Below are 23,259 nucleotides of genomic sequence, written 5' to 3'. Positions count from 1 at the left end.
CCACAGCAACCTTTAACCCCGTCCTGTGAGGCGGAGAAGGGAGCGACGATGAGCACCCGCACGGTCATGCAGGATGCCGACATCTCACGCGCTCTGACGAGAATCTCGCACGAGATCATCGAATCCAACCGCGGTGCCGGCGAACTCGTCCTTCTCGGTATCCCCACGCGCGGTGTCCCGCTCGCGGAGCGCGTCGCGACCCTCATCAGCGGCTTCACTGCCCACCCCGTGCCCGTCGGTGCGCTGGATGTCACGATGTACCGCGACGATCTGCATCGCAACCCGACGCGTACCCCGCATCCGACCCGCATCCCCGACGCCGGGATCGACGGCAAGACCGTCGTGCTCGTGGACGACGTGCTTTTCTCGGGGCGAAGCATCCGTGCCGCGCTGGATGCGCTGCAGGACATCGGCCGTCCATCCGCCGTGCGCCTGGCCATCCTGGTCGACCGCGGACACCGTGAGCTTCCGATCCGCCCCGATTTCGTCGGGAAGAACCTGCCGAGTTCCCGATCGGAGCACGTCGCGGTGCGACTGCGTGAGATCGACGGCATCGACGAGGTGAGCATCCGATCATGAGGCACCTGCTCGACACCGCTACCCTCTCGCGAGAGGACGCGCTGCGGATTCTCGACACCGCTGAAGACATGTCAGACACGCAGCGCCGCGAGGTCAAGAAACTCCCGACGCTGCGCGGCAAGACGGTCGTCAATCTCTTCTTCGAAGACTCCACCCGCACGCGGATCTCGTTCGAAGCCGCCGCCAAGCGTCTGTCCGCGGATGTGATCAACTTCGCCGCGAAGGGGTCCTCCGTCTCGAAAGGCGAGTCGCTGCAGGACACTGCCCAGACCTTGCAGGCGATGGGCGCGGATGCCGTCATCATCCGCCATGGCGCCTCGGGTGCGCCTCACACGCTCGCCACGAGCGGCTGGATCACGGCAGGCGTCGTCAACGCCGGTGACGGCACGCACGAGCATCCGACACAGGCACTGCTGGATGCCTTCACCATGCGCAAGCGTCTGTTCGGCCAGGACAGCAGAGGCCGTGACCTGTCAGGCACGCGCGTCGCCATCGTCGGGGATGTCCTCCATTCCCGCGTCGCCCGCTCCAACATGTGGCTGCTTCACACCCTCGGTGCGCAGGTGACGCTCGTCGCGCCCCCGACCCTTGTGCCGCAGGACGTGTCCGCCTGGCCTGCCGAGGTGGTCTACGACCTCGATCAGGCGATCTCGGCGGCTCCGGACGTGCTGATGCTGCTGCGGATCCAGCTGGAGCGCATGAATGCTGCGTACTTCCCCAGCGAGCGCGAGTACGCCAGACGCTGGGGCTTCGACGCGCGGCGACTCGCGGCGCTGGGCGCCGATAGCATTGTCATGCACCCGGGGCCCATGAACAGAGGGCTCGAGATCTCCGCCGAAGCCGCCGATTCAGCACAATCCACCGTCCTGGAACAGGTTGCCAACGGCGTTTCGGTACGGATGGCGGTGCTGTACCTGTTGCTGGCAGGTTCGGCGTCACCACCGTTGTCATCGGGCACGAAGGAGGAACAGCAATGAACGAGGTCCTCCTGGTCCGCGATGCAGAACTCGTGGACGGAACCCGCACCGACCTGATCGTCGACGACGGCATGATCGTCGAGGCCGGCCCCGGTCTCCACAGGGCTGGTGCGCGGGTCATTGACGCATCCGGCTTGCTCGCGCTTCCCGGCCTCGTCGACCTCCACGTCCACTTCAGAGAACCCGGATACGAGGCATCGGAGACCATCCTCACCGGCTCCCGGGCCGCCGCCGCCGGAGGCTTCACGACAGTCTTCACGATGCCGAACACCTCTCCGGTCGCCGACACCGCGGGCGTCGTGGAGCAGGAGCTCGCCCTCGGCGAAGCCGCCGGATACGTCACGGTGCAGCCCATCGGGGCGGTCACCGTCGGGCAGAAGGGCGAGCGTCTGGCCGAACTCGGGGCGATGGCGGACTCTCGCGCACGCGTGCGCGTGTTCAGCGACGACGGCTTCTGCGTCTGGGACCCCGTCATCATGCGCCGCGCACTCGAATACGTGAAGGCCTTCGGCGGTGTCATCGCGCAGCACGCGCAAGACCCGCGTCTGACCGAAGGTGCGCAGATGAACGAGGGTGTGGTGTCGGCGGAGCTCGGGCTGGCGGGTTGGCCTGCGGTGGCGGAGGAAGCCATCATCGCGCGGGATGTCCTGCTGGCCGAGCACGTCGGGTCGCGCCTCCACGTCTGTCATCTGTCGACGGCCGGCTCGGTCGACATCATCCGATGGGCCAAGAAACGCGGCATTGCGGTGACGGCCGAAGTCACGCCGCACCACCTGCTCCTGACGGAGGACCGAGTCCGCGGGTATGACGCCCGGTTCAAGGTCAACCCGCCGCTTCGCACGGCCGAGGACGTCGAGGCCGTGCGGGAAGGCCTCGCCGACGGCACGATCGACATCGTCGCCACAGATCATGCGCCGCATCCGAGCGAGACCAAAGCCTGCGAGTGGGAGGCAGCATCCCACGGCATGGTGGGCCTGGAGAGCGCGCTGCGCGTCGTCCACAGCACGATGGTCGCGACCGGGCGCATGGCCTGGACCGATGTGGCGCGCACGATGTCCGCCGCGCCGGCGCGTATCGGCAGCGTGAGCGGCCATGGGACACCCGTCGAGGTGGGCCAGCCGGCGTCGTTCACGCTCTACGACCCGACCCCGATCCGGACGTTCTCGGTAGAGGATCTGCGCGGGCGCAGCCGGAACTCTCCGTACCTCGGCGAACGGCTGCCCGGACAGATCCGGTTGACGGTCAACCGCGGCACCGTCACGGTCGCCGACGGTGCCGTCCTCGACACTCCGGGGGTGATGGCATGACCCGCGAAGCCGCCGTCCTCGTGATGGTCGCGGTCGCCGTTGTGCTCCTGGGACTTGCCGCATGGGGCTGGGTGCGGCGCACCCGGCGGGACCGGATGCCGCTCATCGCCCCATCCGAACTGAGCGACGCCGGCGCCGCGCGCGAGGTGATCGACGCCCTGTACGTGGCAACGACCGTCCATGACGCACCCCTGGAACGGATCGCCGCGCCGGGGCTCGGGTACCGGTCGCCGGTCACGGTGACCGTCACGGATGCCGCTGTCGCCCTGGATCTCACAGGTCAGCCCCGCATCACGATCGGCTCCGACCGGATCACCGACGTCACCCAGGCGACCATGACGATCGATCGCGTGGTCGAGAAGGACGGCCTGGTTCGCGTGAGCTGGCTCGCCGACACCGGCGTGGTCGTCGACACCTACCTGCGCCCTCGCGACACGTCCGCGCGTCGCCTCGCAGAAGCCCTCGCGCCGCTGGCCGGCGCCTCCGACCCCTCCACATCCCCCGGAGATTCCGAATGACCCTCTTCCGAACTGATCCTGCCGTGCTCGTCCTCGAGGACGGGACGCGCTTCCGAGGTCGCGCCTACGGTGCGCGCGGTGTGACGCTGGGCGAAGTCGTCTTCGCCACCGGGATGACCGGATATCAGGAGACCCTCACCGATCCGTCCTACGCGGGCCAGATCGTCCTGCAGACGGCACCGCACATCGGGAACACCGGCATGAACGACGAGGATCCCGAGTCGCGGCGGATCTGGGTCGCTGGATACATCGTTCGGGACCCGTCGCGCGTCGTCTCCAATTGGCGGGCGGACGAGTCCCTCGATGATGCGCTCGAGCGCGACGGGATCGTCGGCATCAGCGGCATCGACACGCGCGCGGTGACGCGGCACATCAGGTCGGCGGGCTCCATGCGTGGGGGTGTCTTCTCGGGAGAGGCGGTAGCGCTCGACCCCGAGGAACACCTGCGCCTGGTTCGCGAGGCGCCCGCGATGGCGGGGCAGAACCTGTCGGCATCCGTGTCGGTCACCGCGCCCGAGGTCACGCCCGCCACCGGGGAGCGGCTCGGTTCGCTCGCGGTGATCGACCTCGGGATCAAGAAGGCGACGATCGACAACCTCGCCGCGCGCGGGTTCGATGTCCACGTGCTGCCGCAGGATGCGACGATCGATGACATCCGGGCCATCGATCCGGTCGGGGTCTTCTACTCGAACGGTCCGGGGGACCCGTCTGCCTCCGCAGACCATGTCGAGCTGCTGCGCGCCGTGCTCGATGACCGCGTTCCGTTCTTCGGTATCTGCTTCGGCAACCAGCTGCTCGGTCGCGCGCTCGGTCTCGACACCTACAAGCTGCCTTTCGGGCACCGGGGCATCAATCAGCCGGTACTGGACAAGCAGACCGGTCGCGTGGAGATCACCGCCCACAACCACGGGTTCGCCGTCGAGGCCCCCCTGGATGAACCCTTCGAGAGCCCACAGGGCTACGGACGAGTCGAAGTGAGCCACATCGGCCTCAACGATCGGGTCGTGGAAGGTCTCCGGGCGCTCGACATCCCGGCGTTCTCTGTGCAGTACCACCCCGAAGCCGCTGCCGGGCCCCACGACGCCAACTACCTGTTCGACCGGTTCGCCGACCTCGTTCGCGCGAACCTCAGCATGAAAGAAGCGAATGCCTAAGCGCGACGACATCCGCTCCGTCCTGGTCATCGGCTCCGGCCCGATCGTGATCGGTCAGGCCTGTGAGTTCGACTACTCCGGCACCCAGGCGTGCCGAGTGCTGCGCGCCGAGGGCGTGCGCGTCATCCTGGTCAACTCCAACCCGGCCACCATCATGACCGATCCGGACTTCGCCGACGCCACCTACATCGAGCCGATCACCCCCGAGGTGATCGAGACGATCATCGCGAAAGAGAAGCCGGATGCGATCCTGCCGACCCTTGGCGGTCAGACGGCGCTCAACGCCGCCATGGCGCTGCACGATCGCGGCATCCTCGAGAAGTACGACGTCGAGTTGATCGGCGCGAAGGTGGGCGCGATCCGCAAGGGCGAGGACCGCCAGGTGTTCAAGGAACTCGTGATCGAGGCGGGTGCAGATGTGGCCGCCAGCCGCATCTGCCACACGATGGACGAGGTGCTCGCCGGCGCCGAAGAACTCGGATACCCGCTCGTGGTGCGTCCCTCCTTCACGATGGGAGGGTTGGGTTCGGGCTTCGCCTACGACGAGGCCGACCTGCGCCGCATCGCGGGCGCCGGGCTCCACGACTCGCCCACGCACGAGGTTCTCCTCGAGGAGTCCATCCTCGGCTGGAAGGAGTACGAGCTCGAGCTCATGCGCGACACCGCCGACAACACGGTGGTCGTGTGCTCGATCGAGAACGTCGACCCCGTCGGTGTGCACACGGGTGATTCGATCACGGTGGCCCCGGCTCTGACTCTCACCGACCGCGAGTACCAGCGTCTTCGTGACATCGGTATCGACATCATCCGCGCGGTCGGCGTGGACACCGGGGGATGCAACATCCAGTTCGCCGTCGACCCCGCCAGCGGACGCATCATCGTCATCGAGATGAACCCGCGCGTGTCCCGCTCGTCGGCACTGGCGTCGAAGGCGACCGGGTTCCCGATCGCGAAGATCGCCGCCAAACTCGCCATCGGGTACCGCCTCGATGAGATCCCCAACGACATCACGAAGGTCACCCCGGCAAGCTTCGAACCGACCCTCGACTACGTCGTCGTCAAGGTGCCCCGGTTCAACTTCGAGAAATTCCCCGCCGCCGACACGACCCTCACGACGACCATGAAGTCGGTCGGCGAGGCGATGGCGATCGGTCGCAATTACACGACGGCGCTGCAGAAGGCACTGCGCTCGCTCGAAAAGCGCGGATCCAGCTTCCACTGGGGCGACGAGGATCGTTCTGTGGACGAACTGCTCGAGATCGCCCGCACGCCCACGGATGGCCGCATCGTCGTCGTCCAGCAGGCCCTGCGCAAGGGCGCAACGGTGGAGCAGGCCTTCGAGGCCACCGCGATCGACCCGTGGTTCCTCGACCAGATCGTCCTGATCAACGAGGTCGCGACGTTCGTCGCGCACGCCGGGGAACTGGATGCCGAGACGCTGCGCGTGGCGAAGGAACACGGTTTCAGCGACGCGCAGATCGCCGAGCTCCGCGGGATCTCGGAGTCCGAGGTCCGCGGCATCCGACACGGCCTCGACATCCGTCCCGTGTACAAGACCGTCGACACCTGTGCCGGCGAGTTCCCGGCACTGACCCCTTATCACTACTCGAGCTACGACACCGAGACCGAGGTCAGCGCATCCGAGCGCACGAAGGTCGTGATCATCGGTTCCGGCCCGAACCGCATCGGTCAGGGCGTGGAGTTCGACTACTCCTGCGTGCACGCGTCCTTCGCCCTGAGCGACGCCGGTTTCGAGACCGTCATGGTCAACTGCAACCCAGAGACGGTGTCCACCGACTACGACACGTCCGACCGCCTCTACTTCGAGCCGCTCACGCTGGAGGACGTTCTGGAGGTGCTGCACGCCGAGTCCCGTTCCGGGACCATCCTGGGGGTCATCTGCCAGCTGGGCGGCCAGACACCGCTCGGGCTCGCCAAGGGCATCGAGGCTGCCGGTTACACGATCCTCGGCACAAGCCCGGCAGCCATCGACCTCGCGGAGGAAAGAAGCCTCTTCAGCGGCATCCTCGCTGATGCCGGCCTCATCGCTCCGCGCCACGGCACCGCGGTCGACGTCGACGGCGCCGTCGCAGTGGCCGAAGACATCGGTTACCCGGTGCTTGTGCGACCGAGCTTTGTGCTGGGCGGCCGCGGCATGGAGATCGTGTACGACACCGCCAGCCTGCGCGACTATTTCGTGCGGATCGCCGACCAGGCGATCATCGGTCCGGGGATGCCCCTGCTGGTCGACCGCTTCCTCGACGACGCGATCGAGATCGACGTGGACGCCCTCTACGACGGCGACGAGCTCTATATCGGCGGGGTCATGGAGCACCTCGAGGAGGCCGGCATCCACTCCGGCGATTCGAGTTGCACGCTGCCGCCGGTCTCCCTCGGGCGCACCGAGGTCGACCGGGTCCGCGACGCCACGCTGGCGATCGCGCGCGGGGTCGGCGTTCGCGGATTGTTGAACGTGCAGTTCGCGATCAGCGCCGGCGTGCTCTATGTCATCGAGGCGAACCCGCGTGCGAGCCGCACTGTCCCGTTCGTCTCGAAGGCTCTGGGGATTCCGCTCGCAAAGGCGGCAAGCCGCATCATGGCCGGCGCCACGATCGCCGAGCTCATCGCAGAGGGCTTGCTGCCGGCATCCGACGGTTCCCGGGTGCCGCTGGACGCGCCGGTCGCGGTCAAGGAAGCGGTGCTTCCCTTCAAGCGTTTCCGCACGAAGGACGGCCAGATCGTCGACTCCGTCCTGGGCCCCGAGATGCGGTCGACGGGCGAGGTGATGGGCATCGATCGCGACTTCCCGACGGCGTTCGCAAAGAGCCAGGCCGCGGCGTACGGCGGCCTGCCGCTGGAGGGCACGGTGTTCATCTCGGTGTCCGATGCCGACAAGCGTGCCGTCATCCTGCCGGCGCACCGTCTGCAGGAACTCGGGTTCGAGCTTCTCGCGACCGAGGGCACCGCCGAGATCCTGGCCCGCAACGGCATCGCCGTCGAGGTCGTCAACAAGTACTCCGCGACGCAGGCCTCGGGCGAGACCAATGTCGTGGATCTCATCAACGACGGCCGGATCGACATCGTGGTCAACACGCCCAGCGGCGGCATGGCCCGGGCTGACGGCTACGAGATCCGCGCTGCCGCGGTCGCGGGGGACAAGGCCCTGTTCACGACGATGGCGGTGCTCGGCGCTGCCGTGAGCGCGTTCCCCGTACTGCGGGAGGGCTTCGAGGTGAAGAGCCTGCAGGACTATGCGCGCGAGAGGGCTGAGCGCGCGTGACATCGTTCGGTACGCGACTGTGGGCGACGCTGGGGGAGTACGGCCCCCTCTGCGTGGGCATCGACCCCCATGCGAGCCTGTTGGAATCCTGGGGACTGGGCGTCAGTGCCGACGGGGCACGCGAGTTCGGACTCCGCGTCGTCGAGGCGTGCGCCGGACGCGTGGGCATCGTCAAGCCGCAGGTCGCGTTCTTCGAGCGGTACGGGTCCGCGGGTTTCGCAGCCCTGGAGGAGGTCATGGCGGCTGCTCGCAGCGCGAACCTGATCGTCATCGCCGACGCGAAGCGGGGCGACATCGGTACGACGATGGACGGGTACGCCGCCGCATGGCTCGAGCCGGGTTCCCCGCTGGAGGCGGATGCCGTGACGCTCAGCCCTTACCTCGGCCCGGACTCCCTCTACCCGACGATCTCGGCGGCCATCCGGCGAAACAAGGGCGCATTCGTCCTGGCGGCGACGAGCAACCCCGAGGGCAGGCCCGTCCAGACCGCCATCACCCGGGACGACTCGGCGTCGGATGACGAAAGCGTGGCGTCACGGATCGCCCGGGAGATCGGCGGTCTCAATGTCGGCCTCCCCGGCGCGCTCGGGTCGGCGGGCCTGGTCGTCGGCGCCACCGTCGATCGCGCTGCCTTCGGGCTCAGCGATGTGGTCCTGGCCGGAACGCCCGTCCTTGCCCCGGGGTTCGGAGCACAGGGGGCCGAGCCGGCGGACCTCCCGCGTCTGTTCGGCTACGTCGCGGCCAACGTGATCGCTTCCGAAAGCAGAAGCATCCTGGCGGTGGGTCCCAGCCGGCTCGAATCGCGGATCGAGCAGCGCGCCGCGCTCTATCCTCGAGTCAGCCATGACTGAACGTCCCGCCCCGCCCGAGGTCGATCGCATCGCGGCGTCGCGGCGCGCCGTCGCCGCCCGTCGCGAACGCGCGTCGCTGAAGCAGGATGTCGCGATGAGAGTGATCTCGCCGCAGGAGCTCCTGCGGCGGGCCCTCGCCGCGCCCGACTCGCCGGCGGGGGCGATGCGCGTCACCGAATTCCTGACCGCGATACCCGCGATCGGTGTGGGAAAGCGCGACAAGATCATGGAGCGGCTCCAGATCTCGCCTGCCAAGCGCCTCGGCGGACTCGGAGCTCGGCAACAGCGCGCACTGCGTGCTTTCCTCGACGAGCGCGTTCCGCAGCCGCATCCGCGCGCCGACCGTTCGCGTCTGGTCGTCCTCGCCGGCCCCACCGCCGTCGGCAAGGGCACTGTCGCTCAACACATCCGCACTCATCATCCCGAGATCCATCTCTCGATCTCGGCGACCACTCGCCCGGCGCGGCCGGGCGAACTCGACGGGGAGCACTATTACTTCGTCGACGATGCGGAGTTCGACAGGCTGATTGCCGACGGGGAACTGCTCGAATGGGCAACCGTCCACAATGCCTACCGATACGGAACCCCGCGCGCCCCCATCCGTGCGGCGCTTGAGCGCGGTCAGTCCGTGCTGCTGGAGATCGATCTGCAGGGGGCGCGACAGGTTCGCGCCGCGCAACCGGATGCGACACTCGTCTTCTTGCTCCCGCCCAGCTGGGACGAGCTGGTCAGCCGACTGATCGGACGCGGCACGGAGGACGCCGAGGAACGTGCGCGACGCCTGCGCACCGCTCGTGTCGAGTTGGCGGCCCAGGATGAGTTCGATTACCGCGTCGTGAACGCCGACGTCGCCGCTGCGGCACGCGAGGTCGTAGAATTGATGAATGCGCCCGCGCGCTGAGCGCGACTGCGGCGCCGTAGACCTCTCACCGACATCCGTCGCCAGCGAAGGGATTCCGCCATGGCCGGGAACAATCAGGGCATCATCGAGCCGCCCATCGACAGTCTTCTCGAGAAGGTCGATTCCAAGTACCAGCTCGTGATCTACGCCGCCAAGCGGGCCCGTCAGATCAACGACTACTACTCGGATCTGCATGAGGGCAACCTCTTCGACAACGTGGGTCCGCTCGTCGACTCCACCGTCGAGGACAAGCCGCTCACGATCGCGCTTCACGAGATCAACGAAGACAAGCTCCGCCTGCGTCCGATCGACTGACCCTCACCTCCGCGCGCGCCGGTGTCGTCCACCGGCGCGATACTGATCGGCGTCCACCACTGACGGGAGCTCCATGACCTCGTTGCGTCTGTTCACGTCCGAATCGGTCACCGAGGGTCATCCGGACAAGATCTGCGACCAGATCTCCGACAGCATTCTCGATGCGATCCTCAATGAGGATCCGCGGGGGCGCGTCGCCGTGGAGACGCTCGTGACGACCGGTCTGGTCCACGTCGCCGGCGAAGTCAGCACCTCGGCGTATGTCGAGATCCCCGCGATCGTTCGGGATGTCGTCAACCGCATCGGGTACACGTCCAGCGAGACCGGCTTCGACGGCGAATCGTGCGGCGTGAGCGTGTCGATCGGGGCGCAGTCCTCCGACATCGCGTCAGGGGTGAACAAGGCCTTCGAACAGCGTGAGCGCGGTTCCTCCGACCCGCGGGACGAACAGGGCGCCGGTGACCAGGGCATCATGTTCGGCTACGCGACGACCGAGACGCCGCAGCTCATGCCCGTTGCGGCGTGGACTGCGCACCGGATGGCGGAGCGTCTGGCCGCCGTCCGGCGCTCCGGAGAGCTCGCGTTCCTGCGGCCCGATGGCAAGACGCAGGTCACGCTGGGCTTCGAGGGCGCAGTGCCCCGCACAGTCGAGTCGGTCGTGCTGTCCACCCAGCACCATCCCGACATCTCTCAGGACGATCTGCGGGCCCAGGTCCGCGAGGCGGTCATCGATCCCGTTCTCGAGAGCACGGGGTTGGACCTTCCCGACGTGAAGTACTACATCAATCCGGCGGGCCCGTTCGTCATCGGCGGACCCAAGGGAGATGCGGGGCTGACCGGCCGCAAGATCATCATCGACACATACGGGGGAGCGTCCCGTCACGGCGGCGGGGCCTTCAGCGGCAAGGATCCATCGAAGGTCGACCGTTCTGCGGCGTACGCCATGCGCTGGGTCGCGAAGAACGCCGTCGCGGCAGGTCTGGCAGAGCGCCTCGAAGTGCAGGTCGCCTACGCGATCGGCAAGGCCGCACCGGTGGGCCTGTACGTCGAGACCTTCGGCACCGGACACGTGCCGGATGATGTCATCACCGCGGCGATCCTCGAGGTGTTCGATCTTCGCCCGAAAGCGATCATCGACCAGCTCGACCTGCTTCGTCCCATCTATGCCCGAACAGCTGCGTACGGGCATTTCGGTCGGGAGCTCGCAGACTTCACGTGGGAGCGCACCGACCGCGCCGACGATCTGCGCGCTGCCGCCGGTTTGTGAGATGACCACTCGGCGCATCGCGCGAGTGCTTCTGGACTCGCCGCTGCCGCAATTGGATCGGCTCTTCGACTACGCGATTCCCGACGATCTCGCCCCCACCGCACGCGAAGGTGTGCGCGTGCGCGTTCCGCTTCGCGCGGCGGGCCGCATCGTCGACGGCTACATCGTGGAGCTGAGCGACGAACCCTCCGCAGACCGTCCGCTGTCGGCGGTGGACGCCGTCGTCTCTCCGGTCCCCGTGCTGCCGCGCCGGCTCTACGACCTCGCCCGAAAAGTCGCCGACCGATCGGCAGGATCCGCATCCGACGTTCTGCGCCTGGTCGTGCCCCGGCGTATGGTTCGCGCCGAGAAAGCCTGGCAGAGCGCCGACCGTGCCTCAGCGCCGCCCCTTGGTGCGGACACCGTGGAACGGGCGGCGCACACGTTGCGGGAGTTTCCCGCACTGGAAGAGGCGCTTGCTGCGGGCACGCGCGCGGCGATCACGGCGCCCACAGGGCGCGCGCCGACCCCACAGACGCCGTCGGGGTGGGTGCAGATGCTTGCCGCGTCCGCGGTTTCCCTCTTGGCGCGCGACCGCAGCAGCATCCTGGTGGTGCCCGACCACCGGGATCTCGATCAGCTCGAGCAGGGCCTGATCGCACTCGGGGTCGCAGACGCAGTGGTCAGGACGGATGCTGCGCAAAGCGCGCCCGCCCGCTACGCGGCGTACCTCCGTCTGCTCGAGCCGGTGCCCTCGATCGTGATCGGGAACCGGTCCGCCGTCTACGCGCCGGTCCACGACCTCGGCCTCATCGCCCTCTGGGACGACGGCGATCCACTCCTTCGCGAGCCGCTCTCGCCGGGAGTCCACGCGCGCGATGCCGCCCTTGTGCGCCAGGAGCAGGAGCACTCCGCACTTCTGTTCGCCGGATACACGCGATCGACGGACGTGCAACGGTTGGTCGACATCGGGTGGGTCACCGAGATCACCGCTCGCCGACCGACCTCGCCGCGCGTGGTCCTCACTCCGCTGCGCGAGGGCGAGACCGGTGCCGCGCGGATTCCGTCAGCGGCGTTCACCGCGGCGCGCGACGCGGTCCGGACCGGACCGGTTCTCATCCAGGTCGCCCGCCCGGGGTACGCTCCTGTGCTTGCCTGCGCTGACTGCCGCCGGCCCGCACGCTGCCGCTCCTGCGGCGGACCGTTGCACGCCGCTGCGCGTGGTGCGACGCCGGTCTGCGCAGCCTGCGGGCGGCGCGCCGACGCCTGGACCTGCGCGACCTGCGCGGGGACGCGGCTGATCCTCGTCGGATCGGGCAGCCGGCGCACCGCCGAGGAACTCGGTCGCGCCTTTCCCGGCATCCGTGTCATCGTCTCCGACTCGGAGCACCAGGTCCACGACGTGCCCGCCGCGCCGGCGCTGGTCGTTGCGACGCGGGGCGCAGAGCCGTTCGTCCCGGGCGGGTACCGAGCGGTCCTGCTGCTAGATGGCGAACGGATGCTGCTCGCGGAAGACCTGCGGATCGCTGAGCATTGTCTGCGGTGGTGGTCGAACGCGGCAGCTCTGGCCGCGCCCGGAGCGCCGGTTCACCTGGTCGGCGTCGCCGGTGCGCTCGGACGCGCCCTCGCGACCTGGACGCAGCCCGCCTTCGCGCGCGCCGAACTGGCCGAGCGCGCGGAGCTCCGGATGCCACCCGCGGTCCGGGTCGCTGCCCTGGAAGGCACACGCGCATCGGTGGAGGCTGCCCTGGCAGCCTTGCGCGAGGATCTGCCTCGACTGCGGGCGGCTGACATCCTCGGACCGGTACCGGTGCAGACCGAGACACCGCACGAGAACGGCGTGCGCGCGCTCGTGCGTTTCGACTACCACGATGGCGCAGACGTCGCGCGGTCGCTGCGTGCCGCGGTTGTGGCCGACGCGCTCCGAGGCCGCCGCAGCCGCACGCGCGGCGGAGCCGCACGTGCGACACTGCGGATCCGACTCGATCTGCCCGATCTCACTTTGGAGGCGCACTCATGAGACTCGTTTTCGCGGGAACTCCCGACGCCGCTGTCCCCTCGTTGCGGGCTCTCGCGGACGCCGGTCACGACATCGCCTTGGTGATCACCCGTCCCGATGCGCCGGTGGGGCGCCGACGGACACTGACCCCCTCTCCGGTGGCGAGCGCCGCTACCGCGCTCGATCTTCCCGTGCTACGTACCGCACGCCTCGACGACTCCGCCCTCGAGGCGGTGCGCCTGGCGGACCCCGAGCTCGGCGTGATCGTCGCGTATGGCGCGCTCATCCGTGAGCCGCTGCTGTCCACGCCGCCCCATGGCTGGATCAACCTCCACTTCTCCACGCTTCCGCGGTGGCGAGGCGCCGCGCCCGTTCAGCACGCCATCATCGCCGGCGACGCCGAGATCGGGGCGGGAGTCTTCCATCTCACCCCCGGTCTGGACGACGGCGACGTCTTCGGCGAGATCCGGTTCCCTCGGCCCCCGGAGGCCACCGCGGGCGAGCTCCTCTCCACGCTTGCGGACGCCGGCGCGCGCCTTCTCACCGACGTCGTGCACGACATCGCTGACCGCAGAGCCCACGGCCGTCCACAGCGCGGGGAGGTGACGTACGCGCCCAAGCTCTCCATCGCCGATGGCCGCGTCGACTGGGATCAGCCGCGCGAGCGAGTGGTGTCGCGCATCCTCGGGGTCACACCCGAACCGGGTGCGTTCGCGACCGCAGGCGGAGCACGCCTGAAGATCCTGGCGATCGGCCCTGCGCCCGCGGGCACGCCGCCCCTGCGCCCCGGGCTGGTGAGGGCACACGCCAAGACCGTGGTGGTCGGAACGGGGACCGAACCGATCGCGTTGCAGCGCGTCCAGCCGGCCGGCAAACCCCCGATGGATGCCGGCGACTGGTGGCGCGGCGCCCGCGCCGACGATCTGCAGCTCGACGGTCCCGGGGAATCCGACGCACACCCTGACGTCGCCGGGGCGGACGCATGAGCGGGACCGTCTCGGCTCGGCGCGTCGCATACGACACGCTGCGAGCGGTGCATGAGGCCGACGCGTACGCCAATCTCGTCCTCCCACCCGCGATCGCGCGCGCCCGACTCAGCCCGGGCGACGCCGCGCTCGCCACGGAGCTCACGTATGGCACCCTGCGTCAGCAGGGCACCTGGGATGCCGTCATCGCGGTGGCGGCGAACCGACCCCCGGAATCCCTCGACCCGCCGGTGCGCGACATCCTGCGCCTGGGCGTGCACCAGCTCCTGGCCACACGGGTTCCCCCGCACGCCGCCGTCAACGAGTCCGTCGCTCTGACCCGCTCGGTGGCGGGGGAGCGGGCCGTCGGTTTCGTCAACGCGGTGCTCCGCGCCGTCGGAAAGACCGACGCGGCCACCTGGATCAGGCGTGCCGAACAGGCGGCGCGATCAGACGACGAACGGCTCGCCGTGCGGACCTCGCATCCGGTGTGGGTCATCCGCGCCCTCCGACGGGCACTCGATGACGAGGGACGGGCCGGGGAGCTCCTCGAGCTCCTGTCGGCCGACAACGACCCACCCCGCGTCACGATGACAGCGCTTCCGGGGCTCGCCGCGATCCCCGAAGACGCCGAGCCTACCCCGTTCTCCCCCCACGGTTTCCGGGCGCCCAGCGGTGACCCCGGACGGCTCGTCGCGCAATCCCAGGGGACGGTGCGTGTCCAGGATGAGGGTTCGCAGTTGGCGGCGCTCGCCCTCGCGGAGTCGGGGCCGATACGCGCGGGGGAGCGGTGGCTCGACCTGTGCGCCGGACCCGGGGGGAAGACCGCGCTCCTGGCTGCCCGTGCACTTCAGGCGCAGCAGGCGGGAACCGCCGTCCAGCTCGAAGCGAACGAGGTGTCGACGGCGCGTGCAGGGCTCGTCCGCCGCTCGCTGGAGGCGATCCCGCTCGCGGTCCCCGTCTCGGAGCAGGACGGTCGCGACCGCGCCGGCTCGGCCGAGTACGACCGGATCCTCGTCGATGCTCCGTGCACCGGGCTCGGCGCCCTGCGCCGTCGACCCGAGGCGAGGTGGCGTAAGTCCCCTCAGGACGTTGCGCCGCTCGCTGAGCTTCAGCGCGCGCTGCTCGACGCCGCGATCGCCGGCCTGCGTCCGGGCGGCGTCGTCGCATACGTCACCTGCTCACCTCACCTCGCCGAGACACGCGACGTCGTGGCGGCGGTGGTGGGCCGCTACGGGGACAGCGTCCAGGAACTCGACGCCCGGGACGTGCTGCGTCGGGTCTCGGGGTCGCCTCTCGACCTTCCCGCGCCACGGGCTGGAAGCGGCCGAGCGCAGCTGTGGCCGCACCGCCACGGAACCGATGCGATGTCGATCACCCTGCTGCGCCGAACGGGGTGACACAGCGAGTCGCCCATAATGGAGGGGTGAGTTCGCATGACGCCGCAACGCAGACGGGCGCGGTGCGCATCAATCCCAGCATCCTCGCCGCCGACTTCGTGAACATGCAGGCCGAACTGCAGCGCATCGCCGCCGCTGATTTCGTCCACGTCGATGTCATGGACAATCACTTCGTCCCGAACCTCACGTTCGGACCGCAGATGGTCGAGCGGATCCAGGCCACGTCCCCCGTGCCGCTGGATGTGCACCTGATGATCGATGACGTCGACCGGTGGGCGCCCGGCTACGCCGAGCTGGGGGCTGCGTCGGTGACGTTCCACACCGAGGCCACGACCGAGCCGGTGGCCCTCGCGCGCAGGCTCCGATCAATCGGCGCACGCGCCGGTATCGCGCTCAAGCCCGCCACCCCCGTGGAGCCCCTGTTCCCCTACATCGACGAGTTCGACCAGATTCTCGTGATGACGGTGGAGCCGGGCTTCGGCGGTCAATCCTTCATGGCCGACATGATGCCCAAGCTTCGCCTGCTCACCGACGAATGTCGCCGGCGGGGCTCGTCGGTCTGGCTCCAGGTGGACGGCGGTATCTCGGATTCGACGATCGAGCAGGCAGCCGCCGCGGGAGCCGATACCTTCGTGGCCGGGTCGGCGGTGTTCGGGGCAGACGAGCCCGATCTCGCGATCTCACGCCTGCGCGCGCTCGGCACCGGCGCGCATCGGCACTGACCGACGATCGCGCGCGGTTCGCTACCCTGGCATAGTGAAGTCGTTCGAGGAGCTGTTCGCCGAGTTGACGGTGAAGGCGCAGGTCCGCCCCGAAGGGTCGGGCACGGTTGCCGAACTCGACGCAGGCATCCACACGATCGGGAAGAAGATCGTCGAGGAAGCCGCGGAGGTCTGGATGGCCGCCGAGTACGAATCGGACGATGCCGCCGCGGAAGAGATCTCGCAGTTGCTGTACCACCTGCAGGTGCTGATGCTCGCGAAGGGGCTTTCACTCGAGGACGTGTACCGACATCTCTGAACCCGTCGCCCCTCCCGCTTCGACCCGAAAGACCCCCATGCTGCGAATCGCCGTGCCCAACAAGGGTTCGCTGTCCGAGACATCCGCCGCCATGCTGAGCGAGGCCGGGTACACCGGCCGCCGCGACCCGAAGGACCTTCACGTCATCGACCCCGCCAACGAGGTCGAGTTCTTCTACCTGCGCCCGCGCGACATCGCCACATACGTCGGGTCCGGCGCCCTCGACGTAGGGATCACCGGCCGGGATCTGCTGTTGGACGCGCGCATGCCCGCTCGCGAGATCGAGGCGCTGGGCTTTGCCGATTCCACGTTCCGGTTCGCCGGCCCTCCCGGCCGCTTCAGCGACATCACCGACCTCGAAGGGATGCGTGTCGCGACGGCCTATCCGGGTCTGGTGGACTCCTTCCTCGATGACCGCGGGATTGCCGTTGACCTGGTGCCGCTCGACGGCGCCGTGGAGTCAGCCGTGCGGCTCGGCGTCGCGGACGCGGTCGCTGACGTGGTCTCGACGGGCACGACGCTCAAGCAGGCGGGGCTGGAGATCTTCGGGCCCGTACTCCTCGAGTCCGAGGCCGTCCTGATTGGAGGGCCGAGGCAGGTCGAGGGCACCGAGACGCTTCTGCGGCGTCTGCGCGGCGTGATGGTCGCACGCCGGTACGTCCTGATCGACTACGACCTTCCGGCCGACCTGGTCGACCGCGCCGTGGAGATCGCCCCGGGCATCGAGTCACCGACGATCTCGCCGTTGCGCGACCCGTCGTGGGTCGCGGTGCGCGTCATGAGTCCTCGCAAGGGCGTCAACCAGGTGATGGATGCGCTCTACGCGATCGGCGCTCGCGCCATCCTCGTGACCGAGATTCACGCGGCGAGGCTGTAGATGGCCGTCGCGACCCGTGTCATTCCGTGCCTCGACGTTGCCGCGGGCCGTGTGGTGAAGGGCGTCAACTTCCTGAACCTGCGCGACATGGGCGACCCCGTCGAGTTGGCTGCGACGTACTTCCGCCAGGGCGCAGACGAGATCACGTTCCTCGACGTCACCGCGACCGTCGATGAGCGCGCGACGACCTACGATGTCGTCCAGCGCACCGCCGAGGAGGTCTTCATCCCCCTCACGGTGGGGGGTGGCGTGCGTTCCGCCGACGACGTCGCGCGACTTCTGGGCGTCGGGGCCGACAAGGTCGGTGTCAATTCGGCGGCGATTGCGCGGCCGAGCCTTATCGACGAGATCGCCGATCGCTTCGGAGCCCAAGTGCTCGTGCTCTCACTGGATGTCACACGTTCGGATGCCGTTCCCTCGGGTTTCGTCGTCACGACCCACGGTGGTCGGACCGAGACCGCGCTCGACGCTCTCGCCTGGGCCCGGGAGGCGATTGATCGCGGTGCGGGGGAGCTCTTGGTCAACTCGATCGATGCTGACGGTACTCGTGAGGGCTTCGATCTGGAGCTCGTCTCCCTGATGCGCGAGGTCTCTTCCGTCCCTGTCATCGCCTCCGGCGGCGCCGGGGCCGTCGAGCACTTCGCACCGGCCGTGCACGCGGGAGCGGATGCCGTGCTCGCGGCGAGCGTGTTCCACACCGGTCAACTCACCGTCGGCGAGGTCAAGACCGCCCTGGCCGCCGAGGGCGTGGAGGTGCGTCGATGACCGATCTTGAAGCGCGCATCGCTGCCGTCGCGTTCAACACCGATGGGCTTGCCCCCGCCATCATCCAGCAGTGGGATACCGGCGAGGTGCTCATGCTCGGGTGGATGGACGCCGAGGCCCTCCGACGCACGCTCAGTACCGGTCGGGTGACATTCTGGTCCCGCTCTCGCCGCGAGTACTGGCGCAAGGGCGACACGTCGGGTCACGTTCAATATGTCCGGGGTGCGCGGCTGGACTGCGACGGCGACGCCCTCCTGATCCAGGTGGACCAGATCGGCGCCGCGTGTCACACCGGTACGCGCAGCTGCTTCGACACGACCGATCTGGAACCGACCGTCGGCAGTGAGACGTTATGATCGCGCGAGCTCGGCTGATCGGTGTCGTGGCGTTCCTGCTGTCAGGGGCCACCGGGCTCATCTCGTCCACGCAAACGTGGCTGTTGGTGCTGCTCAGCGACGGAGCGGCCGAACCTCTGGCCGTTCCCGGTGCGTCCGCGGTCGTACTCCTTGCGCCGCTGAGCCTCACGGCGCTGGCGCTGGGAGCTGCCGTGTCGATCGTCGGGCGAGTGCTGCGCCCCGTGTTCGGTGTCCTCGGAGCGGCGCTGGGCGTCGTCCTGATGATTCTGACCGCGCCGGTGGTCTTCGGACCGCCGCTGAGCGCCGTCGCCACCGAGGTCAGCGCCGTGACGGGGATCCGTGGCCAGAACGCCATCGACGAACTGGTCGAGGGGATCTCGACGACCGCGTGGCCCGCGCTGACCCTCGTCGCGGCCGTCATCCTCGCAGCCGGCGGACTCTGGGTCGTGATGACCGCGCACCGGTGGCCCGAGGGTGGCCGACGGTACCGGGCAGGCCGGGGAGATCGTGCACGCCACGGCGAACCGCTCGATGCCATCGACTCGTGGGACGACCTTTCGCGTGGCGAGGACCCCACGACCTGACCGCTAGACTGAGCCAGAGCCCGAGCACTACCGGAGGAGATCCATGAGCAACACCATCGGCGACCCCGGCCACGGACACTCGCCGGCGGCCTGGACGGCTGTCGTCATCATGCTCGCCGCCATCGCGCTGGGCACGGTGGCGTTCTTCCTCGACATCCCGTGGCTCGTATGGGCTTCCGTCGCCCTCGTCGTTGTCGGCCTGCTCGTCGGCTGGATCATGGCCAAAGCGGGATATGGCGTCGGCGGCTCCCGGTACAGCGCGAAAGAGCATTGAGCATGCTCGCCGACCTCACGGCCGGCGCACTCGAGGACGCCCGGACGCGCGAATCCGTGCGGCCGCTCGCCGATGTCGAACGCGTCGCTCTCTCGCGCCCAGCCCCCCTCGCGGCATTGACGGCGCTCGCACCGGCGCCCCAGGTGCGCATCATCGCGGAGGTGAAGCGCGCGAGCCCCTCGCGCGGCGACCTCGCAGCGATCCCTGACCCTGCCCATCTCGCGTCGCTCTATGAGCGCGGTGGCGCATCGGCGATCTCGGTCCTGACCGAACAACGGCGCTTCAAGGGCAGCCTGGACGACCTGACGGCGGTGCGTGACGCGGTCAGCCTGCCGGTGCTGCGCAAGGACTTCATCTCGACCGAATACCAGGTGTTCGAGGCCCGCGCCGCGGGAGCGGACATCGTGCTGCTGATCGTGGCAGCCCTTGACCAGCCAACCCTCACGCGCCTGCTCCGCCTCATCGAAGACCTCGGGATGACCGCGCTGGTCGAAACCCATTCGCTCGACGAGGTGCAGCGAGCATCCGACATCGGTGCCCGCCTGATCGGAGTGAACGCGAGGGACCTGTCGACCTTCGAGCTCGACCGCGACCTGTTCGGTCGCCTCCGCGACTCGCTCCCGACGGATGCGATCGCGGTCGCGGAGTCCGCGGTGCTCACCCCCGACGACGTCGCCCACTACCGGGCTGCCGGCGCCGATGTCGTGCTCATCGGCGAGGCGCTGGTCACCGGCGATCCCGTCGCAACCCTCAAGACGTTCCTGGAGGCAGGATCATGACGACGAGCCTGCGAGAGCAGCGCGGTCCGTTCTTCGGCGAGTTCGGTGGGCGCTTCATGCCCGAATCGCTGATCGCCGCGATCGATGAACTCACCGCCGAGTACGAGGCCGCCCGGGTGGACCCCGCGTTCCAGGCGGAGTTTCTTCGGCTGCTCGGCTCCTACGCGGGCAGACCCTCGGCGCTGACCGAGGTGCCGCGGTTTGCTGAGCACACCGGCGCCGGCCGCGTCTTCCTCAAACGTGAGGACCTCAATCACACCGGATCGCACAAGATCAACAACGTGCTCGGACAGGCGCTGCTGACGCAACGGCTCGGCAAGACCCGGGTGATCGCCGAGACGGGAGCCGGCCAGCACGGCGTCGCGACGGCCACCGCAGCTGCGCTTTTCGGTTTCGAGTGCACCATCTACATGGGCGAGGTCGACACCCAACGCCAGGCGCTCAACGTCGCACGCATGCGACTTCTCGGCGCCGAGGTCATCCCCGTCACGACGGGGTCGCGGACGCTGAAGGATGCGATCAACGAGGCGTACCGAGACTGGGTCGCGAGCGTCGAGACCACGAACTACATCTTCGGCACGGCGGCGGGCCCTCATCCGTTCCCCGCGATGGTCCGAGACTTCCAGAAGGTGATCGGCGAGGAGGCGCGCGCGCAACTGCTCGACGAGATCGGACGGTTGCCAGACGCCGTCTTCGCCTGTGTGGGCGGCGGATCGAACGCGATCGGCATGTTCGATGCGTTCTTGGACGACGAGGGCGTTGCGCTGTACGGCGTCGAGGCCGCTGGCGACGGCGTCGACACCCCCCGGCACGCGGCATCCATTGAGCGGGGAACGCCCGGGATCCTGCACGGCGCGAAGACCTTCGTGCTGCAGGACGAGGACGGGCAGACGGTGGAGTCACACTCCATCTCGGCGGGCCTGGACTACCCAGGTGTCGGTCCGGAACACGCGTGGCTGGCGGACATCGGCCGGGCGCAGTACATCCCCGCGACGGATACCGAAGCGATGGAGGCGCTGCGTCTGCTCTCGCGTACCGAGGGCATCATCCCCGCGATCGAATCCGCGCACGCTCTTGCCGGCGCCCTGCGGATCGGACGGGACCTGGGTCCCGACGCGGTGCTCGCGATCTCCCTGTCGGGCCGTGGAGACAAAGACATGGACACCGCAGCGCGGTGGTTCGAGCTTTACGACGCGGAGGCGGAGGCGTGAGCGCCGTCGCCGCAGCGATCGACGCGGCCCGCGCAGAGGGCCGAGGGGCGCTCATCGGCTACCTCCCACTCGGCTTCCCTGACCTGGCCACGAGTATCGAGGCGGCGGTCACGCTCGCCGACAGTGGCGTCGATGTCCTCGAGCTCGGTCCGCCGTATTCCGATCCGGTCATGGACGGCCCCGTCATCCAGGAGGCCACAAACGCGGCACTGGCCGCGGGCTTCCGGATGCGGGACACGTTCACCGCGGTGCGGGAAATCACGGCACGGGTCGACATTCCGGTGCTCGTCATGACGTACTGGAACCCCGTTGTGCAGTACGGCGTCGCCCGGTACGCGGACGACCTCCGCTCCGCCGGCGGAGCGGGGCTCATTACGCCCGACATCACCCCCGATGCCGCGCCGGACTGGCTCGCCGAGAGCGGGCGAACGGGACTGGACCGCATCTTCCTGGCCGCACCCTCGTCCACCGACGATCGACTCGAGATGATCGTGCGAGAGACGACGGGGTTCGTCTACACGGTCTCGACCATGGGCATCACGGGGGAGCGAGCACAGCTGGATGCCGCCGCGCGTACGCTCGTAGCGCGCCTGCGGGAACACGGTGCCGAGCGTGCATGCGTCGGGATCGGCGTCTCGAACGCGGATCACGTCCAGAGTGTGCTTCAGTACGCGGACGGTGCCATCGTCGGCACGGCGCTCGTACGCGCGCTGCGCGACGGCGGTCTGGCGGGACTGGCTGCGACGGCGCGCGAGCTCGTCGCGGGCACCGCCCGCGGGTGAGCACGGCCCACTCGAACTAGACTCACGTCGTCGGCCCACCGGTCGGCGCCCGACCAACCGAGGACGATCGACATGATCACCGCTTCCCAGAACGTTCTGACGAGCATCCCCAGTCCCGACATCAGTTCGTTCCCCGTGGGTCCGTTCACCATCCACTTCTACGCGCTGTGCATCATCACGGGCATCGTCGTCGCAGTCCTGCTGACCAACTACCGCTTGACCAAGCGCGGGGCCGAGAACTGGGTCGTGATCGACATCGCCCTTCTCGCGGTTCCCCTGGCCATCATCGCCGCACGCATCTACCACGTCCTCACCCACCCGGGCTTCTACTTCGGAGAGGGCGCGGACTTCTGGGCGGTCTTCCGGATCTGGGAAGGCGGCATCGCGATCTACGGCGCCCTCATCGGCGGTGCCGTCGGCGCGTGGCTCGGCTGCCGGTGGACGGGCATCAGATTCTGGTCATTCGCCGATGCTTTGGCGCCAGGTCTGATCATTGCGCAGGCCCTCGGACGACTCGGCAACTGGTTCAATCACGAGCTGTTCGGGCTCCCCACAGACCTGCCGTGGGGCCTCGAGATCGAATCGACCAACCCCGCTTTCCCGCCCGGGCTTGCACCGGGGACGCTGTTCCACCCGACGTTCCTCTACGAGATGATCTGGAACCTGCTGGGCGCCGCCGTGCTGCTATGGGCTGGGCGTCGTTTCGCGCTGCAGTGGGGCCGACTGTTCGGGCTCTACCTCATCTGGTACAGCGCCGGGCGGATCGTCTGGGAATCGATCCGGATCGATCCGAGCGAGATCTATTTCGGCATCCGCACCAACGTGTGGGCGGCGATCTTCGGAGTCCTGATCGGGCTTGGCATCATGATCGTTCAGAAGCGCCGTCATCCCGGCCGCGAGCCGTCACCCTACGTTCCCGGGCGCGAGCCCGGCGCGAAAGGCACTGTACAATCGCAGGACACTCCCGACTTCGTCGACGTCAGCGAACCACCGGCACCCGAAGTCGCCGCCGGCGCCACAAGCACCCCACGGCCGCAGTGATCCGATCACCGGAGTAGCACACACAGAACCGATCACCGCGTTCACCACCCACAGCCGGGCCGACGTCGTCCCATCATG

Annotated in this window: 24 protein-coding genes; all 24 read left to right on the top strand. The window is 68.6% G+C overall.

The genetic code is table 11. The annotated features are described in order from the left end of the window. Positions 1–48: 48 nt before the first annotated feature. The 24 genes from pyrR (at position 49) to lgt (ending at position 23,181) form a co-directional block, all read left to right on the top strand. The gene (gene pyrR, locus AC3ENO_RS03430) at positions 49–579 is read left to right on the top strand and encodes a bifunctional pyr operon transcriptional regulator/uracil phosphoribosyltransferase PyrR (RefSeq protein ID WP_434969210.1); all 531 of its coding nucleotides are present in this window, start codon (positions 49–51) and stop codon (positions 577–579) included. After that, complete coding sequence (locus AC3ENO_RS03425) at positions 576–1,556, top strand: aspartate carbamoyltransferase catalytic subunit (protein ID WP_434969209.1); 981 nt, start codon at positions 576–578, stop codon at positions 1,554–1,556. Before pyrR ends, AC3ENO_RS03425 begins: the two co-directional genes overlap by 4 nt. After that, complete coding sequence (locus tag AC3ENO_RS03420; protein ID WP_434969208.1) at positions 1,553–2,863, top strand: dihydroorotase; 1,311 nt, start codon at positions 1,553–1,555, stop codon at positions 2,861–2,863. Before AC3ENO_RS03425 ends, AC3ENO_RS03420 begins: the two co-directional genes overlap by 4 nt. Continuing rightward, positions 2,860–3,381, top strand: coding sequence for a PH-like domain-containing protein (locus AC3ENO_RS03415; protein WP_434969207.1), 522 nt, complete (start codon positions 2,860–2,862; stop codon positions 3,379–3,381). Before AC3ENO_RS03420 ends, AC3ENO_RS03415 begins: the two co-directional genes overlap by 4 nt. Further along, the gene (gene carA, locus AC3ENO_RS03410) at positions 3,378–4,535 is read left to right on the top strand and encodes a glutamine-hydrolyzing carbamoyl-phosphate synthase small subunit (RefSeq protein WP_434969206.1); all 1,158 of its coding nucleotides are present in this window, start codon (positions 3,378–3,380) and stop codon (positions 4,533–4,535) included. The genes AC3ENO_RS03415 and carA overlap by 4 nt, the downstream gene beginning before the upstream one ends. Then, on the top strand, positions 4,528–7,815 hold the full coding sequence (gene carB, locus AC3ENO_RS03405; protein WP_434969205.1) for a carbamoyl-phosphate synthase large subunit: 3,288 nt from the start codon (positions 4,528–4,530) through the stop codon (positions 7,813–7,815). Before carA ends, carB begins: the two co-directional genes overlap by 8 nt. After that, entirely contained in the window at positions 7,812–8,666 is an 855-nt protein-coding gene (gene pyrF / locus AC3ENO_RS03400) for an orotidine-5'-phosphate decarboxylase (protein ID WP_434969204.1), read from the top strand. The genes carB and pyrF overlap by 4 nt, the downstream gene beginning before the upstream one ends. Then, on the top strand, positions 8,659–9,567 hold the full coding sequence (gene gmk / locus AC3ENO_RS03395; protein ID WP_434969203.1) for a guanylate kinase: 909 nt from the start codon (positions 8,659–8,661) through the stop codon (positions 9,565–9,567). The genes pyrF and gmk overlap by 8 nt, the downstream gene beginning before the upstream one ends. Before the next feature lie 60 nt (positions 9,568–9,627). Continuing rightward, the gene (gene rpoZ, locus AC3ENO_RS03390) at positions 9,628–9,882 is read left to right on the top strand and encodes a DNA-directed RNA polymerase subunit omega (RefSeq protein WP_267189766.1); all 255 of its coding nucleotides are present in this window, start codon (positions 9,628–9,630) and stop codon (positions 9,880–9,882) included. Positions 9,883–9,955: 73 nt separating this feature from the next. Continuing rightward, entirely contained in the window at positions 9,956–11,149 is a 1,194-nt protein-coding gene (gene metK / locus AC3ENO_RS03385; protein WP_434969202.1) for a methionine adenosyltransferase, read from the top strand. A gap of 1 nt (position 11,150) precedes the next feature. After that, positions 11,151–13,148 (top strand): primosomal protein N' family DNA-binding protein, encoded by a 1,998-nt coding sequence (locus tag AC3ENO_RS03380; protein WP_434969201.1) that lies wholly within the window; start codon positions 11,151–11,153, stop codon positions 13,146–13,148. Continuing rightward, a complete protein-coding gene (fmt, locus tag AC3ENO_RS03375; protein WP_434969200.1) occupies positions 13,145–14,113 on the top strand; it encodes a methionyl-tRNA formyltransferase in 969 nt (322 codons plus the stop codon). The genes AC3ENO_RS03380 and fmt overlap by 4 nt, the downstream gene beginning before the upstream one ends. After that, positions 14,110–15,492 (top strand): RsmB/NOP family class I SAM-dependent RNA methyltransferase, encoded by a 1,383-nt coding sequence (locus AC3ENO_RS03370; protein WP_434969199.1) that lies wholly within the window; start codon positions 14,110–14,112, stop codon positions 15,490–15,492. Before fmt ends, AC3ENO_RS03370 begins: the two co-directional genes overlap by 4 nt. A 26-nt stretch (positions 15,493–15,518) precedes the next feature. Next, positions 15,519–16,214, top strand: a complete 696-nt coding sequence (gene rpe / locus AC3ENO_RS03365; RefSeq protein ID WP_434969198.1) for a ribulose-phosphate 3-epimerase — start codon at positions 15,519–15,521, stop codon at positions 16,212–16,214. A gap of 34 nt (positions 16,215–16,248) precedes the next feature. Then, a complete protein-coding gene (locus AC3ENO_RS03360) occupies positions 16,249–16,512 on the top strand; it encodes a phosphoribosyl-ATP diphosphatase (protein WP_434969197.1) in 264 nt (87 codons plus the stop codon). Between the two features lie 37 nt (positions 16,513–16,549). Continuing rightward, the gene (hisG, locus tag AC3ENO_RS03355; protein WP_434969196.1) at positions 16,550–17,389 is read left to right on the top strand and encodes an ATP phosphoribosyltransferase; all 840 of its coding nucleotides are present in this window, start codon (positions 16,550–16,552) and stop codon (positions 17,387–17,389) included. Next, on the top strand, positions 17,390–18,154 hold the full coding sequence (hisF, locus tag AC3ENO_RS03350; protein WP_434969195.1) for an imidazole glycerol phosphate synthase subunit HisF: 765 nt from the start codon (positions 17,390–17,392) through the stop codon (positions 18,152–18,154). Next, positions 18,151–18,510 (top strand): phosphoribosyl-AMP cyclohydrolase, encoded by a 360-nt coding sequence (gene hisI / locus AC3ENO_RS03345; protein WP_434969194.1) that lies wholly within the window; start codon positions 18,151–18,153, stop codon positions 18,508–18,510. The genes hisF and hisI overlap by 4 nt, the downstream gene beginning before the upstream one ends. After that, positions 18,507–19,094: a Trp biosynthesis-associated membrane protein gene (locus AC3ENO_RS03340; protein ID WP_434969193.1), complete on the top strand. Its 588-nt coding sequence runs from the start codon at positions 18,507–18,509 to the stop codon at positions 19,092–19,094. The genes hisI and AC3ENO_RS03340 overlap by 4 nt, the downstream gene beginning before the upstream one ends. A 43-nt stretch (positions 19,095–19,137) precedes the next feature. Then, entirely contained in the window at positions 19,138–19,368 is a 231-nt protein-coding gene (locus AC3ENO_RS03335) for a DUF6704 family protein (RefSeq protein WP_434969192.1), read from the top strand. A gap of 2 nt (positions 19,369–19,370) precedes the next feature. Then, positions 19,371–20,147 (top strand): indole-3-glycerol phosphate synthase TrpC, encoded by a 777-nt coding sequence (gene trpC, locus AC3ENO_RS03330; RefSeq protein WP_434969191.1) that lies wholly within the window; start codon positions 19,371–19,373, stop codon positions 20,145–20,147. Then, on the top strand, positions 20,144–21,358 hold the full coding sequence (trpB, locus tag AC3ENO_RS03325) for a tryptophan synthase subunit beta (RefSeq protein WP_434969190.1): 1,215 nt from the start codon (positions 20,144–20,146) through the stop codon (positions 21,356–21,358). The genes trpC and trpB overlap by 4 nt, the downstream gene beginning before the upstream one ends. Further along, entirely contained in the window at positions 21,355–22,140 is a 786-nt protein-coding gene (trpA, locus tag AC3ENO_RS03320; protein ID WP_434969189.1) for a tryptophan synthase subunit alpha, read from the top strand. Before trpB ends, trpA begins: the two co-directional genes overlap by 4 nt. Positions 22,141–22,212: 72 nt before the next feature. Continuing rightward, on the top strand, positions 22,213–23,181 hold the full coding sequence (lgt, locus tag AC3ENO_RS03315) for a prolipoprotein diacylglyceryl transferase (protein WP_434969188.1): 969 nt from the start codon (positions 22,213–22,215) through the stop codon (positions 23,179–23,181). The last annotated feature ends 78 nt before the right edge of the window (positions 23,182–23,259 follow it).

The sequence above is a fragment of the Microbacterium sp. bgisy207 genome, assembly GCF_057706855.1.
The sequence above is the reverse complement of the archived record's forward strand: the minus strand, read 5'-3'. Positions and strand labels throughout refer to the sequence as shown.